Source organism: Nitrospirillum guaranorum, assembly GCF_034653275.1.
Lineage (GTDB): Bacteria > Pseudomonadota > Alphaproteobacteria > Azospirillales > Azospirillaceae > Nitrospirillum.
Map to the genome: position 1 here is coordinate 459,566 of NZ_JAYEES010000002.1, position 16,587 is coordinate 476,152.

Below are 16,587 nucleotides of genomic sequence, written 5' to 3' on the forward strand. Positions count from 1 at the left end.
TTCCCCGTGACCTCGAAAGGCCGCCCCATGACCGACCCTCTCTCCGATTTCATCCGCGGCCTGCCCAAGGCGGAGCTGCACCTGCACATCGAAGGCAGCCTGGAACCGGAGCAGATGTTCGATTTCGCCCGCCGCAACCGCGTGGCGTTGCCCTTCCGCACGGTGGAGGAGGTGCGGGCGGCCTACGCCTTCACGAACCTTCAGGACTTCCTGGACATCTATTACCAGGGGGCCCAGGTCCTGCGCACGGAGGAGGATTTCCATGACCTGGCGCTGGCCTATTTCCGCCGGCTGGCGGCCGATGGTGGCGTGCATGCCGAGATCTTCTTCGATCCCCAGACCCATACCGACCGGGGCATTCCCTTCCAGGTCGTGGCCGACGGCCTGCTGGCCGGCATGGCGGCGGCGGAAAGGGAGCTGGGCGTCACCTCCAAGCTTATCCTGTGCTACCTGCGCCACCTGGATGAGGAATCGGCCTTCGCCACCCTGAAGGCGGCGGAACCCTATCTGGACCGCATCGCCGGCGTCGGCCTGGATTCGTCCGAGGTCGGCAACCCCCCGTCGAAGTTCGCCCGGGTGTTCCAGGCGTCGCGCGAGCGGGGACTGAAGCTGGTGGCCCATGCGGGCGAGGAGGGGCCGCCCGACTACGTCTGGCAGGCGCTGGACATCCTGGGCGTGGACCGGCTGGACCACGGCAACCGCGCGCTGGAGGATGCGGCCCTGACCCGGCGGCTGGTGGACCAGGGCACGACGCTGACGGTGTGCCCGCTGTCCAACCTCAAGCTCTGCGTTGTGCCCAATCTGGAGGCGCATCCCCTGCGGCGCATGCTGGACCTGGGGCTGAAAGCCACGGTCAACGCCGACGATCCGGCTTATTTCGGCGGCTACCTGCTGGACAACTACGTTCGCGTGGCGGCCGCGCTGGATCTGGACCGGGGGCATCTGGTGCGGCTGGCCCGCAACAGCATCACCGGCTCTTTCCTGGACGCCGCGGCCCAGGCGCCACATCTTGACAAGCTGGGCGCCACAGCGCCGTAACCGAAGGATCAGCCGCCTAAGCCACCAAGAGTGTGGTCATAAAGCACCTTGGCGCCGATGGCGACCAGGCCCAGGCCGCCCAGAACCTCCGCCCAGCGGCCCAGCACGGGGCCGGCGGCGCGGCCCAGCATCACGCCGCCGAATGCCATGGTGAAGGTCACCAGGCCGATCAGGGCGATGGTGGTGGGCACGTCGACGTTCATATAGCCCAGGGTGATGCCCACGGCGGTGGCGTCGATGCTGGTGGCGATGGCGGTCATGGCCAGCGCCAGGGGCGAATGCCGATCGGCTTTGGGCTTGTCCTCATCGCCGTTCCTCCACGCCAGCCAGGCCATGCGGCCACCCACGACCAATAGCAGGCCGAAGGCGATCCAGTGGTCGTAGGCCTCGATGTAGTGGGCGAAGGACAGACCCAGGCCCCAGCCCAGGATGGGGGCGGCCAGTTCGAACAGGCCGAAATAGGCGCCCACCCGCGCGGCTTCGCGCACGCCGGGGCGGTTCAGGCTGGCGCCCTTGCCCAATGAGGCGGCGAAGGCGTCCATGGACAGGCTGAACGCCAGGGCGAAGGACGTGGTGATGGGCATGGGGGACCTCGGGGGCGGCAATACGACAGGCCAGGCGGACGACAGCAGCGATGCGCGCCCGGCCCGGCCAGGTCGGACGCGACATGCCACTGGTCTCGCCAGCGATCCGCGCGGGGGCGGATCGGTCGCACGCGCCATGGTCCGCACCGGTGAGGCACCGGCGGAGCCCAAGTCTGTTGACGCGGCGCCCGCTCAAAATCGGCGGGCGGCTACTCCCCAATGATGGGCGGTGATTAACGGCTGGCGAGGCGCCCTGTCAAGGCTCCTTTCGCACCGCACAATAATCCGGTCATGATTCACGCGATGGCGGAACCGACGGGGTGTCGCTGGCGGGAAAGCTTTCCTCCAGCGCCTCGTCCAGCAACTCATCGACATGGCGGTCATTGACCTTGGCTGGGCCGTTGGTACCGGGTTGGCTAGCGGTGGGGGACGGCGGCGTAGGGGTGGGCATGGGCTTCCTTTCACATGATATCCTGCCGGGGACGCCAGGATGATGCGGGGGTATGCCAGCGACCGTCCCGTGCCAATGCCGTGACAGGCCGTGAAGATTTGATGGCGGTTCCCTGCTCGGGGTGATCCTCGTCCGCGCCGAACGCCCGTCCCTTCCCGGTGGCTGCGACATTCGGGACTTGATTGGCATCCTTGATGTTACCGGTAACTTGGGCAACAGTGGCTCAGAAAACGATTACAAATGGGGTTGGGAACGCTGTCATGACAGGAAACTCGCATTCCATGCGGGCGCGACGCCTGCTGCTCGCCACGGTTGCGGCCCTGGCGCTGGCCGGCTGCCAGGCCGACACCAATCGGACGGCGCCGCCGGTCGCCGCCACGCCGTCGACGCCGCAGGGCCCGGTGCTGACGGGGCAGGTGCCCTATCAATGGAAGAACGTGCAGATCGTGGGCGGCGGCTTCGTCGACGGCATCATCTTCCACCCCACCGTGCCCGGCTTGCGCTATGCCCGCACCGACATGGGCGGCGCCTACCGCTGGGACGAGGGGGCCAAGCGCTGGATTCCCCTCCTGGACTGGGTGTCCTATGCCGACACCAACCTGATGGGTGTGGAAAGCATAGCGCTGGACCCGCGCAACCCCGACCGTGTCTACATGGCGCTGGGCACCTACACCAACCCGATGGCGCCCACCGGCGCCATCGTGCGCTCCGACGACCGGGGGCGGACCTTCCGCCGCGTCGACGTGCCCATCAAGTTCGGCGGCAACGAGAACGGCCGTGGCAATGGCGAGCGCCTTGCGGTCGATCCCAACGATCCGGATACGCTCTACCTCGGCACCCGCCATGACGGCCTGTGGGTCAGCCACGACGGCGCGGCCACTTGGTCGCGCGTGGCCGGTTTCCCCGACGTGACGGAAGACCTGTCGAAGGAGGCCGCCGCTGGCGTGTCGCCCTGGGCGCGGGGCGGGGCCGGCCTGGTGTTCGTGATCTTCGACCCCAAAAGTGCCGACAAGAACGGCAAGGGCAGCCGCACGATCTACGTCGGCGCCTCGCTGAAGGGGCGGGACAACCTGTTCCGCAGCACCGACGGCGGCCGGACCTGGGCGCCCGTGCCGGGCCAGCCCACCGCCAACCGCCCCACACGCGCCGCGCTGGCGGCCGATGGCACGCTCTACATCTCTTACGGCAGCAGCCCCGGCCCCACCCGCATGACCGACGGCGCCGTGTGGAAGCTGGACACCCGGCGGGGCAAGTGGACCGACATCACGCCAGAGAAGCCAGACGCCGCCAAGGGTGCGGCCTTCGGCTATGCCGCCGTGGCCGTGGACGCGCACAATCCCAAGGTGCTCATCGCCAGCTCCTTCGACCGGCATCGCCAGCCCGGGTCCTATCCCGGGCTGGGCGAGGACATCTTCCGCAGCCTGGATGGCGGCAAGACCTGGCACGGCGTGTTCGGCGGCCCCAAGGGCGACGGCAAGAACGGCGGCGTCTATGACTACGGCCTGGCGCCCTATGTGAAGCCCACGCCCATCCATTGGCTGTTCGATATCGAGATCGATCCCGCCAACCCCGATCACGCCATGTTCACCACCGGCTACGGCGGGTGGGAGACGTTCGACCTGGGCGCCGTGGACCAGGGCCGGCCCAGCCACTGGCAGGTGATGAGCACCGGCATCGAGGAAACGGTGGGCATGGCCTTCAACAGCCCCACTCAGGGCGCCCCGCTGATTTCCGCCATCGGCGACTATGGCGGCTTCGTGCATTGGGACCTGGACAAGCCGGCGCCGGAGGGTGCCGCCTCCTCGCCCCTGTTCGGCAACACCGACAGCGTGGTGTCGGCGCCGCTGAACCCCGGCGTGGTGGTCCGCGTGGGCATCCATGACGAACGCTATCCCGCGCCCAACATCGGCTATTCCCTGGATGGCGGCCGCAGCTGGAAGCCGGCGGCGATGCCGATGCCGGAGGCCAAGCGCGGCAAGGTCGCCGTCTCCGCCGATGGCGCCACCTGGGTATGGACGCCGCAGGGGGCGAAGGAAGGCCTGGTGTCCGGCGCCTTCGTCACCACCGACCACGGCGCCACCTGGACCTCCGCCCAGGGTCTGCCGGATGGCGTGCGGGTGATCGGCGACGCCGTGGATCCCGACACCTTCTATGCCCTGTCGCTGTTCGACGGGAAATTGTACGTCAGCACCGACCGCGCGGCCCATTTCCAGGCGCGACCCTTCACCCTGCCCAACGGCCCGCCCGCGCCGGCGGCGGTGCGCAACGGCCGGGGCGACCCGCGCGGCGGCCAGGACGCCCTGTACGCCACGCCGGGCCGCAAGGGCGATCTGTGGATCGCCGCCTTCGATGGGCTCTACCACGGCACGGCCGACGGCGGGGCCTTCACCCGCATGCCCGGTGTGGAGGAACTGCACGCCTTCGGCTTCGGCAGGGCGGCCCCTGGGGCGGAAATCGCCGCTCTTTACCTGGTGGGCACCGTCGACCATCAGCGGGGCATCTTCCGCTCCGACGATGCCGGGCGTCACTGGGTGCGGGTGAACGATGACCAGCACCAGTGGGGTCTGATCCTGCAGGTGTCGGGCGATCCCAAGAGGTACGGCCGCGTCTATGTCGGGACCCACGGCCGGGGGATCGTCTACGGCGATCCCCAATAAGGCCACAGCTTGGGAATCGTAAGCTAACCCAAAGGGTTGGTGTCGTTTGGGTAGGGCCGGACGACACCAAGCCCGTATCCCTTGCAGCTTTGCCATTATAGGATGGGGTCAACGCCGCAGGACCCCATCCCATGCCGACCCCGCCGACCACCCCGTCCTCGTTCCGCCACCGCGCCGGCGCTTTCATCCGCCGTCAGCGCCTGGGTGGGCCCCGCCTGTGGTGGACCGTGCAGCGCAAGCGTTTCTGGGCCGTCCTCATTCTGGCGCTCTACACGCTAATGGGCTTTTTCGTCGCCCCGCCCGTGCTGCGGCGCGAAATCGTGGATGTGGCGCAGAAAACCTTCCAACGCCCCGCGGCACTGGACGAGGTGCATATCAACCCTTACGCCCTCAGCGTGGAGTTGCGCGGCTTCCGGCTGACGGAGGCCGACGGCGGCCCGCTGCTGGGCTTCGACCGGCTGTATGTGCGCCTGGCGCCCAGCGGCCTGCTGCGCTGGGCCTGGGGCGTCAACGACATCCAGCTGGACGGCCTGAAGGCCACCCTGGTGCGGTATGGCGAGACCGACACCAACATCGGGCGCCTGATCCAGGCCGCCGCCTCCGGTGATGACCAGGCCAAGGCCGACGCACCCGGTCAGGGTCTGCCGCGCCTGCTGATCCGTCACCTGATCATCACCAACGCGGCGGCGGACGTGACCGACCAGGTGCCGGGCACGCCGTTCAAGACCAAGGTCGGCCCCGTGGGCATGGAGCTCAACGACCTCAGCACCCTGCCCGAACGCCAGGGGCAACAGCACCTGCAGGTGGGGCTGGAGGGCGGCGCCACCCTGGAATGGACGGGCACATCCGGCCTGAACCCCATCGTCTCCGCCGGCCATCTGGCGGCGCGCGGGCCCTACATCCCCTTGGCGGCCCGCTATTTCGGTGATGTCTTCAAGGTCACCGTGCCCACCGGCACGCTCGCGGCCGACCTGGACTATCAGGTCAGCCGCCGCGCCGACGGGACCTATGCCCTGGCGGTCTCCCATGCGGGCGTGGTGCTGCGCGACCTGGCGGTGCATGAGGCGGGTGTGGCGACGCCCTTCCTGACCCTGCCGGACCTGCGCCTGGCTGGTGGGCGTCTGGCCTGGCCGGAACGGACCGCTGGCGCCGACAGCCTCACGGTCGACGGCCTGACCCTGGCCGTGCGGCGCCAGGCGGACGGCCGCGTCGGCCCCATGCCCTGGCTGGCTGGGAATGGCGATCCGGCGCCAGCCGCGCCGGCACCGGAGAAGGCCGCCGCGGCGCCATGGACCGCCACACTGGGCAAGGTCCAGGTGCGCAAGGCCAAGGCGGTGGTGGAGGACCAGGCGCTGCATGAGCCGGCGCGGCTGGAGGTGACGCCCATCGACATCACCCTGGACGATCTCTCCAACCAGGTTGGCGCCGCATTCCCCTTCACCCTGGCGGCGGCGCTGTCCGGTGGGGGCCAGGTGGCGGCGCAGGGCAAGGTCACGGCGCTGCCGGCCCTGAGGCTTGAGGCCACGGCGTCCCTGACCGACCTGCCGGTCGCCGCCGCCCAGCCCTATGTGCGCGAAAGCGCCCGAGTGGACATCAACGATGGCCATCTGTCAGCCGAAGCCGACATCACGCTCACACCGCCGGACGGCAAGACGCCCGGCGGGCTCAACGTGGTCGGCAAGGGCGAGGTGCGATCATTGGCGGTGGCGGAGCAGGGCGGCGGCATCCCCGTCGTCTCGTGGGACCGGCTGAGCGTCGATCGCTTCGAATACAGCCAGGCGGCCAATGAGCTGCGCGTTTCCCAGGTCACCGTGGCGGCGCCCTATCTGCGCCTGCAGGTGGCGGCCAACCAGACCACCAATTTCACCCATCTGATGGTGGTGCGGGACAAGTCCCCCGGGCGGCCCTCCACCCCACCGGCCGGCCCCGCCGCCCCGGCGCCGGCGCTCAGCGCGGGCCGGGTGGTGGTCACGGGCGGCAAGGCCGATTACGGCGACGCGTCCCTGCCGCTGCCTTTCTCGGCCCACATCACCGACCTTCAGGGCGAGGTGGCGGCGCTCAGTTCCAGCGCCACGGCATCCTCGCGTCTGGCCTTGCGCGGCCAGGTGGGCGACTTCGGCCAGGTGACCATCGACGGCCGCCTCGTGCCTTTCGACCCTGGTCGCGATTCCAATGTCAACCTGCTGTTCCGCAACGTCGAATTCCCCGACCTGTCACCCTATACGGTGAAGTTCGCCGGCCGGCGCATCGCCCGGGGGCGCCTGGACGTCGACCTGCACTACCTGGTCAAGGGCGGCGCGCTGAACGGCGCCAACCGCGTCGTCATCCGCGATATCAAGCTGGGCGACCGGGTGGACGTGCCCGGCGCGCTGGACCTGCCCCTGGACCTCGCCATCGCCCTGCTGAAGGATGATGAGGGCAAGATCAATGTCGACCTGCCGGTCAGCGGCAACATCAACGACCCCCGCTTCGACATCGGCAGCGTCATCCGCGCCGCCGCCGCCGATCTGCTGACCAATCTGGTCACCGCCCCCTTTCGCGCCCTGGCGGCCCTGTTCGACGGGGCGGACGCGGACAAGCTGGACCATATCGACTTCGCCCCCGGCCGCGCCGACCTTGCCCCGCCGGAGCAGGAAAAGATCGTCCATCTGGCCCAGGCGCTGGGTGCCCGGCCGCAACTGGTCCTGGTCGTGCCCGGCGTCGTGGCGCCGGACGCGGACAAGGCCCAGCTGCAGGCCGACGCGCTGGACGCCCGCATGGCCCAGGCGCTGGCCGACCACTACACCCTGGAAGGCCAGCGCCAGTTCCTGGAGGCGCGGTTCAGTGAGCGCCTGGGCGCCGACCAACTGCCGCCGCTGCGCGACTCCTTCACCCGCACACCCGCGGCTGCCCCCGGCGCCAAGGCGCCACCGGCACCCGTTCTGGATGAGACGGGTTATGTCACCGCCCTGCACGACCGTGTCGCCAAAACCGAACCGGTGGCGGAACAAGCCTTGAAAGCCCTGGCGCAGGCCCGGGCGACGGCGGTGGCCGGCGCCCTGAAGCAGCGCGTGCCCACCCTGGATGCCAAGCGGCTCAGCCTGCGGGGCGAAGTCCAGGCGAAGGTGGACGGGGAAGGATTGATCCCCCTGAAACTGGAGGCGGCGAGCACGGGTGATTAGAGTGGCCGGAACCTCACAACTCCGTCCATTCGCGCATCAGGTTGGCATAGATGCGGGCCAGGGCGTCGAACTGCGCGCTCTTGCCTTCCAGCGTGTGTAGGTGGGTGCGGGCCTGGCCCAGGTCATACAGCATGGAGCGGTGCTCCGGCCGGCGGATCATGCTTTGCAGCCAGCCCACGGCGGCCATGCGGATGCCCCGCGTCACCTTGGCCACGCGGTGGATGGCGCCGGACGGGTAGGCGACCAGCGACCCCGCCGCCGGCTTGAACCCCTGCTCGTGCCCGCCCTGGTCGATGACCAGTTCCCCGCCGTCATAGGACGCTGGATCGCACAGGAACAGGGTGAAGGAGATGTCGGCCCGGATGGGCCCCCGGTCCGGCGTGTTGATCACCGGCATGTCGTTGTGGGCACCGTACTCCATGCCCTCGTCATAGCGGTTGAAGGCCAGCGGCGCCATCAGCAGGGGGAACAGGGCGCGGCGGAAATCCTCACAGCGCTCGATGCCACGCACCACCGTGCGGAAGGCGCTGTCATAGCCCGGCATTCCCGCCTGCAATTGCAGGTTCTTCTTCACCTGCCGGATCTGCTCCCCCGCCGTGGCGGCGCCGTCGGCGAACGGCGTGCCGCGCAGGCCCGCCAGCAACTGGCCGATTTCCTGGGGACTCAGGACATTCGGGAAGATGGTGATCATGGGCCCGCGGCATCCCTGCGTTCGTCTTCTTAAGGCGCGGTCACCTTGCCCGTTGGCTCAGGCACTGGCAACCGGGCAGAGGGGGCGGCCAGAGGGGGCGGGCAGAGGGGGCGGGCAGAGGGGGCGGGCAGAGGAGGGGGCGGGCGGATGCTCAAACGGCCGTGGCGGCGGGAATGGGCGCTCTGGGCGCCATCGCCCCCTCCGCCACCAGCTCCACCACGCAGCCGGGGTTGTTGTCGCCCACCCGTGGCGCCATCCCGTGCAGCCGGGCGATGGCGGCCACCAGGCTGAGGCCCAGGCCGGTGCCTTCCAGGTGGCGGGTGCGGTCGGAGCGGTAGAAGCGGGAGAAGACCAGGTCGCGCTCGTGCGCCGCGATGCCGGGGCCGCTGTCGGCCACGCGTATAACGGTGGCGCCGTCACCCTCGCGCGGGCCCAGCGCCAGGGTGACCCGGCCGCCGGGGGGCGTGAACTTCAACGCGTTGTCCACCAGGTTCCCCACCGCCTCCATCAGCAGGTCGCGGTCGGCGAACATCGGCGGCACGGGCCTGATGTCGACCGTGAACGTGATGTCCTTGGTTTCGGCGATGGGCTGGTACAGCTCCTCGATCAACAGGAGGACCTCGGCCGGGTCCAGGACGGTGAAGCCGCGCTGGCGCTTGCTGTTCTCCAGCTCGCGAATGCGCAGCAGGGCGGTGATGATGGCCAGCGCCTGGTCCAGGCCGCCGATGGCCTTGCCCACCGTTTCCCGCATCTCCTCCGGCCCCATGTCGCCTTTCAGGGTGCGCTCCAACCGGGCGCGGACGCGGGTCAGGGGGGTGCGCAAGTCGTGCGCGATCTCATCACCCGTGGCCTTGATCTCGCCCAGCAGGCGTTCCGTCTCATCCAGGATGCCGTTGAACAGCAGGGATAGGCGGTCCAGCTCGTCCCGGGGGCCCACGCCGGCGATGGGCAGGCGCTCATGCACCTCTCCGCCCATGATGCGCTCGGCGGCGCGGTGCACTTCCTTCAGGCGCTGCTGGGTCCGCCAGGCCAGGAACATGCCGGCGCCCAGCGCCAGGCCCATGGCAGGGATGGCGCCCATGGTCAGGGCGTGCATCACCACCTCGCGCAGGACGACCATGTATTGACCGTTGCGGCCGATCACCAGGATGTTGCCATTGGCGATGCGCAGGGCCGCCAGGCGCACGTCGATGGCACCCATGGCCGGAAGGTCGGTGCGCGCTGCGCGCACCACATGCACCTTGCCGTCGATGGGAAGGCCGGGCGGCACCTCTTCCAGGTTGCCGGCGATGCGGCCGCCGTTGGGCGCGAACAGGGCGGCATAGCCCACGCGGTGGAAGTCACCGGTCACGTGGGTATTGATCAGGGCCAGGATGGCGTCCTGGTCCTCGCTGGCCAGGGTGCGCGCGTCCTCGGTGATCAGGGCGTCGATGCGATTGGTCTCAAACACCGTGGCCCGCCAGTAAATGAAGGCGAACAACAGCAAGGACGATCCGGCAAAAAAGCAGGCGAACACGACGGCCAGCCGGAAACTGGTGGTCCGGGCTATCTCGTACCAGCGGTCATGGGAGCGGGGTGCCAGGGCCTGCCGGCCGACAGGCCGCGTTGTGAGGCGCGCGAGCCAGGCCGCCGCGCGGCGGCGCCCGGCCGGGGGCGCACAGGGCGGTATTTGAGCGGTCACGATCAAATACCGCCGATGTCACTGAGGTTCACGAAGAACGAAGCCCACGTTGCGGATGTTGTAGATCATGGGGAAGTCGCCGGGCGCGTCCACCTTGCGCCGCAGCTTGCCGATGTGCACGTCCACCAAGTTGGTCTGGGGCGAGAAGCGGTAGTTCCACACATCTTCCAGCAGCATGGCGCGGGTGATGACCTGGGCCGGGTGGCGCATCAGGTACTCCAGCAGCTTGAACTCGCGCGGCAGCAGTTCCACCGGCCGACCGCCGCGGTTGGCCTCGCGGCTGATCAGGTCCAGCTCCAGCGGGCCCACGCGCAGGCGGGTGGTGCGCGGCTCCGCCGGCCGCCGCAGCAACGCTTCCACCCGGGCGGACAGTTCCGACAGCACGAAGGGCTTGGTCAGGTAATCGTCACCGCCGGCCTTCAGGCCGCGCACGCGCTCGTCCACGTCGTTCAGCGCACTCAGGAACAGCACGGGCACGGGCACGTCTTCCGCCCGCAACTGGCTGATGACGGACAGGCCGTCCACCTCCGGCAGCATGCGGTCCAGGATTAACAGATCGTACTTGCCCTCGCGCGCCCGCTCCAGGCCGACGCGGCCGTTGTCGGCATGGCTGATCATGTACCCTCGGTCGGCCATGTCGCGGATGATCTCATCGGCGGTTTCCCGATCATCCTCAATCAGCAGGATGTGAGCTTTGGAAGTCACGGGGGGCCATCCCTGATCGTCGAATGTGTCGATGTCCATCCGCCGGTTCCGTCATCAGCCGTTACGCCAGTGCCCCGGGCGCGGGCGCGTCCAAGGCGAAAGCCTGACCATCCGCCAAGGGCGTGCCGGTGGCAACCACCAAACATGGTGAACGCGGCGATACCGCAGGGGCGGGAAACGGACGACGGCGGTCCTTTGACGGGGACGGTGCCGCCGCGACTCTCAGCTCGTTTGATTAATGCCGCCAATTAAAAATGACGAACAATTTTTAAAAAAAATTATAATTTTGGCCGTTCGGGCGCCGTGGTAGGTATTTACCCTGTTAATGGCCTGGTTATTGTCCTGTGTAAAAATATATCATGATATCTAGATGTAAAAACATCCGATAATCTCGCATGAGTTTTTCCACATGCCGCTTGCTGCGACAAAATGATTGTTGTCATCTGGATTGTGTGCCGCCAATGATTGGTAAGTTGATTGACTCAGTGTATTGAAAATCTAAAATCAGTTTTAATAAATAAACTAAGCTTTAGTTGTGGCGCGAGTCCGTGGCGATAACATTCGATCCATCAGTCATTCACTTGACGGTTGGAGTGGAAGATGCAGCGTATACTGAAGAATGCCAAAGTACAGCAGGCCGGATTGGCCCTGCTGGTATGGGCCGGGGTGGCGGCTTGCGCCCATGCCGCGACAGTCCCCGCCACCCAGTTGGACACCGTGAAGCGCGTCTGCCGCGACACCATGGGCCTGACGGCACCCAACACCGACTACGCCGCTTGCGTGGACAGCTTGACGGGATCGCTGGCTGAGGCCGCCACGAACCGGGCGGAGGCCTCCGCCAACCTGGCCGGTCAGTCGGCGTGCAGCCAGAAGGGCCTTACCCCGGATACGCCGGACTACGCCATGTGCGTGCTGAACTATCGCGACAAGGTCCTGGGCCAGGCCACCCATGTCGCCGCCTATCACTCCTCACAGAACCCGATCGACGTCGCCGGGGGAACTAAATCATGACCCGTATCGCCATCAGCCCCCGCCTGGTCAAGGCCCACTGGGCCGCCATCCTGGCTGCCGTCACCCTCGTTGGCGGCATCGGCGGCAGCCTGGCCGCCTGCGCCGGGCCCTCCTTCGCCACCCAGCGCCTGGCGCAAGAGAACCGCGCCTGCGCCGAGGTCGGCTTCACCCCAGGCACGGGGGAACATGCCCGCTGCGTCGACAACCTTGACGCTGCCATGACCCAGACCCTGGTGCCCATCAACTAAGACGCTTCCCGCCATCGGCGGATCCCCGTCCCGCCTGTCTGGGGATCCGCCGTACGGCCCGGGTGGCCCCCGCAAAACCACCCAGGGCCTGTCGGCCCGCCCCGCTGCCGGTTGCATCCCCCAGAAAACCCGGCGGCGGGGCGCGGTCTTCAGATAGTAATATAGCAGTATATCGTGATGTATATTGGCATGTGGCTGTCCGTGCGGCCGAACATCGCTCGTCTGATCTTAAAAATGAATTTAGTTAGCTAAAAGATCATTTAGTCGACCGCCACATTTCTTCAATCGACAACTGCTTTAAAGGGCCATCGCGCCTGTCCGGGTGCGGATAAGAAGCTAATCAGTTGATGGGAGTGGACAGTAATGTCTATTGAAGCGTGGAACGGATGGACCCATCCGCCGCATCAGATCCGGAAAGGCCGCGCCCTCGCGCGTGCCGCCTTCATGACCACGGCCTGCGTCGCCCTGACGGGTGCGGCCCTGATGAGTGCGGCGACGGCGGCGCGCGCGGAAGAGGCCGCCAGCACCACGAAGCATAAGAAGGCCGCCTCGGCTGCCGCCACCGCCGCCACCCCGACCCAGATCGTGGCGACCCAGGCGCAGATCGACGCCCTGAACAAGCAGATCCAGGCGCTGCAGTCCCAGCTGCAGGCGCTGGCGACCCAGCAGGACACCAACGCCAAGGCGGTGGTGGAATCCCGCGCGGCCGCGGAAAAGGCGGCCACCGCCGCCACGCAGATCGCCCAGCAGCAGAAGGTGACCGACCCCAAGGACAACAGCCTGCGCCTGGGCAAGGGCCTGAAGCTGACCTTCGGTGGCTTCATCGAAGCGGCCACCATCTACCGGTCTCGCAACGAGACGGCGGACATGGCCACCCCCTACAACAGCATCCCCTTCAAGAACTCGTCCAACTATGATCGTGACGAGTTCCGCGGCAGCGCCCGTCAGAGTCGCCTGTCGCTGCTGGCGGAAACCGACGTCGGTCCCGACACCCACCTGGGCGCTTATTTCGAGGCGGACTTCCTGGGTGCCGGCACCACCTCCAACAGCGGCCAGAGCAACAGCTACGTGCCGCGCATGCGCCACGGCTTCCTGTCGGCCGACTGGAACGACACCGGCTGGCATCTGCTGGCCGGCCAGACCTTCAGCTTGGTCACCACCGACAAGCTGGGGACGGGCATCACCCCGCGCAACGAGCTGCTGCCGGCCGGTCCGGACGCGCAGTACGCCGTCGGCTTCGATTGGACCCGCGCCTGGACCTTCCGCGCGACCAAGGATTGGGACAGGAAGTACTGGCTGGCCATCGCGCTTGAAGGCCCGCAGGCCTCCATCAACGGCTCAACCTCGCTGGTTTCCAACAGCAACACCAACGCCGGTGGCTCGCTGCTGAACGCGACCGCCAATTACTCCACCGATATCGCGCCCGACCTGGTCGTGAAGTTCGCGGCGGAGCCGGGTTACGGCCACTATGAGGTGTTCGGCCTGGCGCGTGAGTTCCAGAGCCGCGTCGCCGGCCAGAACTACACCGAGACGGGCTGGGGCGTCGGTGCCGCCGCCGTCCTGCCCCTGATGCCCAAGGTGCTGGACTTCCAGGCCAGCACGATGATCGGCCAGGGTGTCGGCCGCTACGCCTCCTCGGGCCTGCCGGACGTCACGGTGAACCCCTACGGCCGCCTATCGCCGCTGACCGAGGTCACGGCCCTGGCCGGCCTGGTCGCCCACCCGGACGCCGATTGGGATCTGTACGCCTACTACGGCTTGGAGCAGGCGGACAGCAAGGCCTTCACCGTGGCCGGCAAGGCCTACGGCTACGGCAACGCCCTGTCGGTCAACACCGGCTGCTACACCGAGAACTCGTCGCTGGCCTGCACCGGCAACACCCGTTCCATCCGCGAAGTGACCGCCGGCTACTGGTGGAAGTTCTACCACGGCAACATGGGCACCATGCAATTCGGCATGCAGGCGGAATACCTGCGGCGCGACGCCTTCCAGGGCGTCGGCGGCAGCCCCAGCACCGACGACACGGTGGTCTACAGCGCCTTCCGTTTCTACCCGTTCTAAGTCCATCACCGGGCCCGGCTCCCTTGGGGGCCGGGCCTTTTCCCAGGCCCCGATGCCATCATGAAAGCTTGATGGACGGGACCGCCCGCCGAAGAGGAGCCAAGACCGTCATGCCGGAAAAAGCCAACGCCAAGCTTAAGGATCAGCGGGTGATGACCACCTTCCGCCTGGAACCCGACCTGCTGCGGCAGATCAAGATCCGCGCGGCGCTGGACGGCACCAGCATCAACGCGCTGATGGAGCAGGGCATCCGCCATATCCTGCGCATCAACCGCGAGAATGACGAGTCCGTGCGCCGCTTCATCATCTTCGTGGCGGAACTCAGCCCGGCGGAAATGCAGCGCCTGGGCGCCGGCCTCGATGACATCGCGATGGAGGCGGCCACCGGCGAGTTCTACCTGTGGGCCCACGGCTTGCGGCGGGGCGACAGCGACCGCACCGTGTTCAACAGCCACAGCCTGACGGACACCGGACTCAGCGGCCGCCAGATCCGCCAGCACCTGCTGGATCATGCCGACGCCCTGGTGAACGCGCCGCAGGCCGCGCCGGCCAAGGTGGGCCGGGCCTGATCAAACGAGGATCCTCCCGCAGGGCGGTGCGGGGGGTTCTCGCGCGGCGCATCTTTCCCGGGATGCGCCGGCTGCGGTATTGTACGCGCGTGTATCCCCGACATCCCGCCGACGGACTCCCGCGCCTATGGACCAGCACCATAAGGACGACCTGGCCAGCCGCACCCTGTGGGCGCGCCTGCGCCGGCAGCTGACGCGGCTGACGGGCGCGCAGGACGTGGATGACCATCTGCACGCCGCCTTCATGAAGCTGGAGGCCTACCGCGCCCGGGAACAGGTGCGCAATCCCGAGGCCTTCCTGGTGCGGGCCGCCGCCAACAGTGCCCTGGATGAGCACCGCCGCGTCCGGCGCCAAACCGCCGTCGCCCCCCTGGACGAAGGCCTGGCGGATACCTTGGCCGACGACGCCCCCCTGCAGGATGAGGTGTACGCCGCCCGCCAGCGCCTGGACCGGGTACGCGAGGGCATCGCCCGCCTGCCGCCGCGCACGCGGGAGATTTTCCTGATGCACCGGCTGGATGGGCTGAAATACCATGAGATCGCGGCCCGCCTCGGCATCAGCCAGAGCGCCGTGGAAAAGCACATCGCCAAGGCGGCCCTGGCCCTGGCCGAATGGGCGAAGGGGTGGTGAGACAGGTGGCCCGGGCACAATCCCATAGCGCGCCGCCGCATGACGCGGCCGATGTCGAGGCCGCCGCCTGGATGGCGCGCCTGCATGCCCCCGACCGCACCGAGGACACCGTGGCGGCCTTTCGCGCCTGGTGCGCCGCCGATCCCGCGCACGCCGCCGCGTTCGAGCACATGACCCTGGTGTGGGAGGTCGCCGGCGGCCTGCATGCGGAGCGCACCAGCCTGGACCCGCCGACGCCGCCGGCCGCAGCGCCCAACCGCCGCCTGGTCCTGGCCGGCATCGCCGGCGGGCTGGTCCTGGCCATGGGGGGCATCGGCTTCTGGCAGCGCGCCGGCGCCACCGTCTACAGCACCGCCGTGGGTGAGCAGCGGCGCGTGACCCTGGCCGACGGCACCCGGGTCATCCTGGATACCGACAGCCAGATCCGCGTGCGCCTGGACGACAAGGCCCGCCGCGTGGCCCTGGTGCGTGGCCGCGCCAGTTTCACCACCGCCGCCACCGACCCCCGCCCGTTCGAGGTGGAGGCCGCCGGCCGCCACGTCCAGGTCCAGCCGGGCGCCACCCAGCTGGACATCCGCCGCGACGCCGACGACGTCACCGTCACCTTGGTGGAGGGCGGCGCCCGGGTGGCGGGACTGCTGGGGGATGCCACACCGGTCACCCTGGCCGGGGGCCAGCAATTGGTGATGGCGGCCGATATGGGCCAAGGGGCCGGCGCGCGGCTGAGCCAGCCCAACGTGGCCGACGCCATCGCCTGGCAGGGCGGGCGCGCGGTGTTCCGCGACGACACGCTGGCGGCGGCGGTGGCGGAGATGAACCGCTACAGCGCCGTGAAGCTGGCGGTGGCGCCCGAGGTGGCGGCCCTGCGGGTCAGCGGCACCTATCGCGTGGGCGACAACGCCGCCTTCGCCCGCTCCGTCGGCACCCTCTTGGCCTTGCGCGTGGTGGGGCAGGGGGACCGGCTGACGCTGGTCCGATAAAAACGCTTGCCAAGACCAGGCCGGCGACTGCCGGCCCCGGAGCGAGCACCCCCTGGGTTAACTCAAAAAGGGGCGGAGCGAGGAAGCCAAAGCCAGCGGATGCTGGCGCCCGGCGCTTG

The 16,587-nt window shown here is 68.3% G+C and carries 14 protein-coding genes; 9 read left to right on the plus strand and 5 right to left on the minus strand.

Annotated elements, in window-relative coordinates; all coding sequences use genetic code 11:
* Positions 1-27: 27 nt before the first annotated feature.
* Positions 28-1,038, plus strand: coding sequence for an adenosine deaminase (locus tag UAJ10_RS07680; RefSeq protein ID WP_322914795.1), 1,011 nt, complete (start codon positions 28-30; stop codon positions 1,036-1,038).
* A gap of 8 nt (positions 1,039-1,046) precedes the next feature.
* Here UAJ10_RS07680 and UAJ10_RS07685 read toward each other — a convergent pair whose 3' ends face one another.
* A complete protein-coding gene (locus UAJ10_RS07685) occupies positions 1,047-1,622 on the minus strand; it encodes a manganese efflux pump MntP (protein WP_322914796.1) in 576 nt (191 codons plus the stop codon).
* 289 nt (positions 1,623-1,911) lie between these two features.
* A complete protein-coding gene (locus tag UAJ10_RS07690; protein WP_322914797.1) occupies positions 1,912-2,073 on the minus strand; it encodes a hypothetical protein in 162 nt (53 codons plus the stop codon).
* A 281-nt stretch (positions 2,074-2,354) separates the two neighbouring features.
* Between UAJ10_RS07690 and UAJ10_RS07695 the strand changes: the two genes are divergently transcribed.
* Together UAJ10_RS07695 and UAJ10_RS07700 are read left to right on the plus strand one after the other, a co-directional pair.
* The gene (locus UAJ10_RS07695; protein ID WP_322914798.1) at positions 2,355-4,730 is read left to right on the plus strand and encodes a beta propeller repeat protein; all 2,376 of its coding nucleotides are present in this window, start codon (positions 2,355-2,357) and stop codon (positions 4,728-4,730) included.
* A gap of 131 nt (positions 4,731-4,861) precedes the next feature.
* Entirely contained in the window at positions 4,862-7,891 is a 3,030-nt protein-coding gene (locus tag UAJ10_RS07700) for a DUF748 domain-containing protein (protein WP_322914799.1), read from the plus strand.
* Positions 7,892-7,904: 13 nt separating this feature from the next.
* Here UAJ10_RS07700 and UAJ10_RS07705 read toward each other — a convergent pair whose 3' ends face one another.
* The 3 genes from UAJ10_RS07705 to UAJ10_RS07715 all read right to left on the minus strand — a co-directional run bounded on the left by UAJ10_RS07705 (position 7,905) and on the right by UAJ10_RS07715 (position 10,968).
* Positions 7,905-8,582 carry a Fe2+-dependent dioxygenase gene (locus UAJ10_RS07705; protein WP_322914800.1) on the minus strand — a complete coding sequence of 226 codons (678 nt, stop codon included), beginning with the start codon at positions 8,580-8,582 and terminating at the stop codon, positions 7,905-7,907.
* Between the two features lie 151 nt (positions 8,583-8,733).
* Positions 8,734-10,068, minus strand: a complete 1,335-nt coding sequence (locus UAJ10_RS07710) for a sensor histidine kinase (RefSeq protein ID WP_322914801.1) — start codon at positions 10,066-10,068, stop codon at positions 8,734-8,736.
* A gap of 213 nt (positions 10,069-10,281) precedes the next feature.
* Positions 10,282-10,968 carry a response regulator transcription factor gene (locus UAJ10_RS07715; RefSeq protein ID WP_322914802.1) on the minus strand — a complete coding sequence of 229 codons (687 nt, stop codon included), beginning with the start codon at positions 10,966-10,968 and terminating at the stop codon, positions 10,282-10,284.
* Between the two features lie 600 nt (positions 10,969-11,568).
* Between UAJ10_RS07715 and UAJ10_RS07720 the strand changes: the two genes are divergently transcribed.
* From UAJ10_RS07720 to UAJ10_RS07745, 6 genes are all read left to right on the plus strand, one after another.
* Positions 11,569-11,979 (plus strand): hypothetical protein, encoded by a 411-nt coding sequence (locus UAJ10_RS07720; RefSeq protein ID WP_322914803.1) that lies wholly within the window; start codon positions 11,569-11,571, stop codon positions 11,977-11,979.
* Positions 11,976-12,227 (plus strand): hypothetical protein, encoded by a 252-nt coding sequence (locus tag UAJ10_RS07725; protein ID WP_322914804.1) that lies wholly within the window; start codon positions 11,976-11,978, stop codon positions 12,225-12,227. The genes UAJ10_RS07720 and UAJ10_RS07725 overlap by 4 nt, the downstream gene beginning before the upstream one ends.
* Positions 12,228-12,671: 444 nt before the next feature.
* Positions 12,672-14,288: a hypothetical protein gene (locus tag UAJ10_RS07730; protein ID WP_322914805.1), complete on the plus strand. Its 1,617-nt coding sequence runs from the start codon at positions 12,672-12,674 to the stop codon at positions 14,286-14,288.
* 71 nt (positions 14,289-14,359) lie between these two features.
* Positions 14,360-14,857, plus strand: a complete 498-nt coding sequence (locus UAJ10_RS07735; protein ID WP_322914806.1) for a hypothetical protein — start codon at positions 14,360-14,362, stop codon at positions 14,855-14,857.
* Between the two features lie 127 nt (positions 14,858-14,984).
* Positions 14,985-15,488 (plus strand): RNA polymerase sigma factor, encoded by a 504-nt coding sequence (locus UAJ10_RS07740; RefSeq protein WP_322914807.1) that lies wholly within the window; start codon positions 14,985-14,987, stop codon positions 15,486-15,488.
* A complete protein-coding gene (locus UAJ10_RS07745) occupies positions 15,485-16,468 on the plus strand; it encodes a FecR family protein (RefSeq protein WP_322914808.1) in 984 nt (327 codons plus the stop codon). The genes UAJ10_RS07740 and UAJ10_RS07745 overlap by 4 nt, the downstream gene beginning before the upstream one ends.
* Positions 16,469-16,587 lie beyond the last annotated feature (119 nt).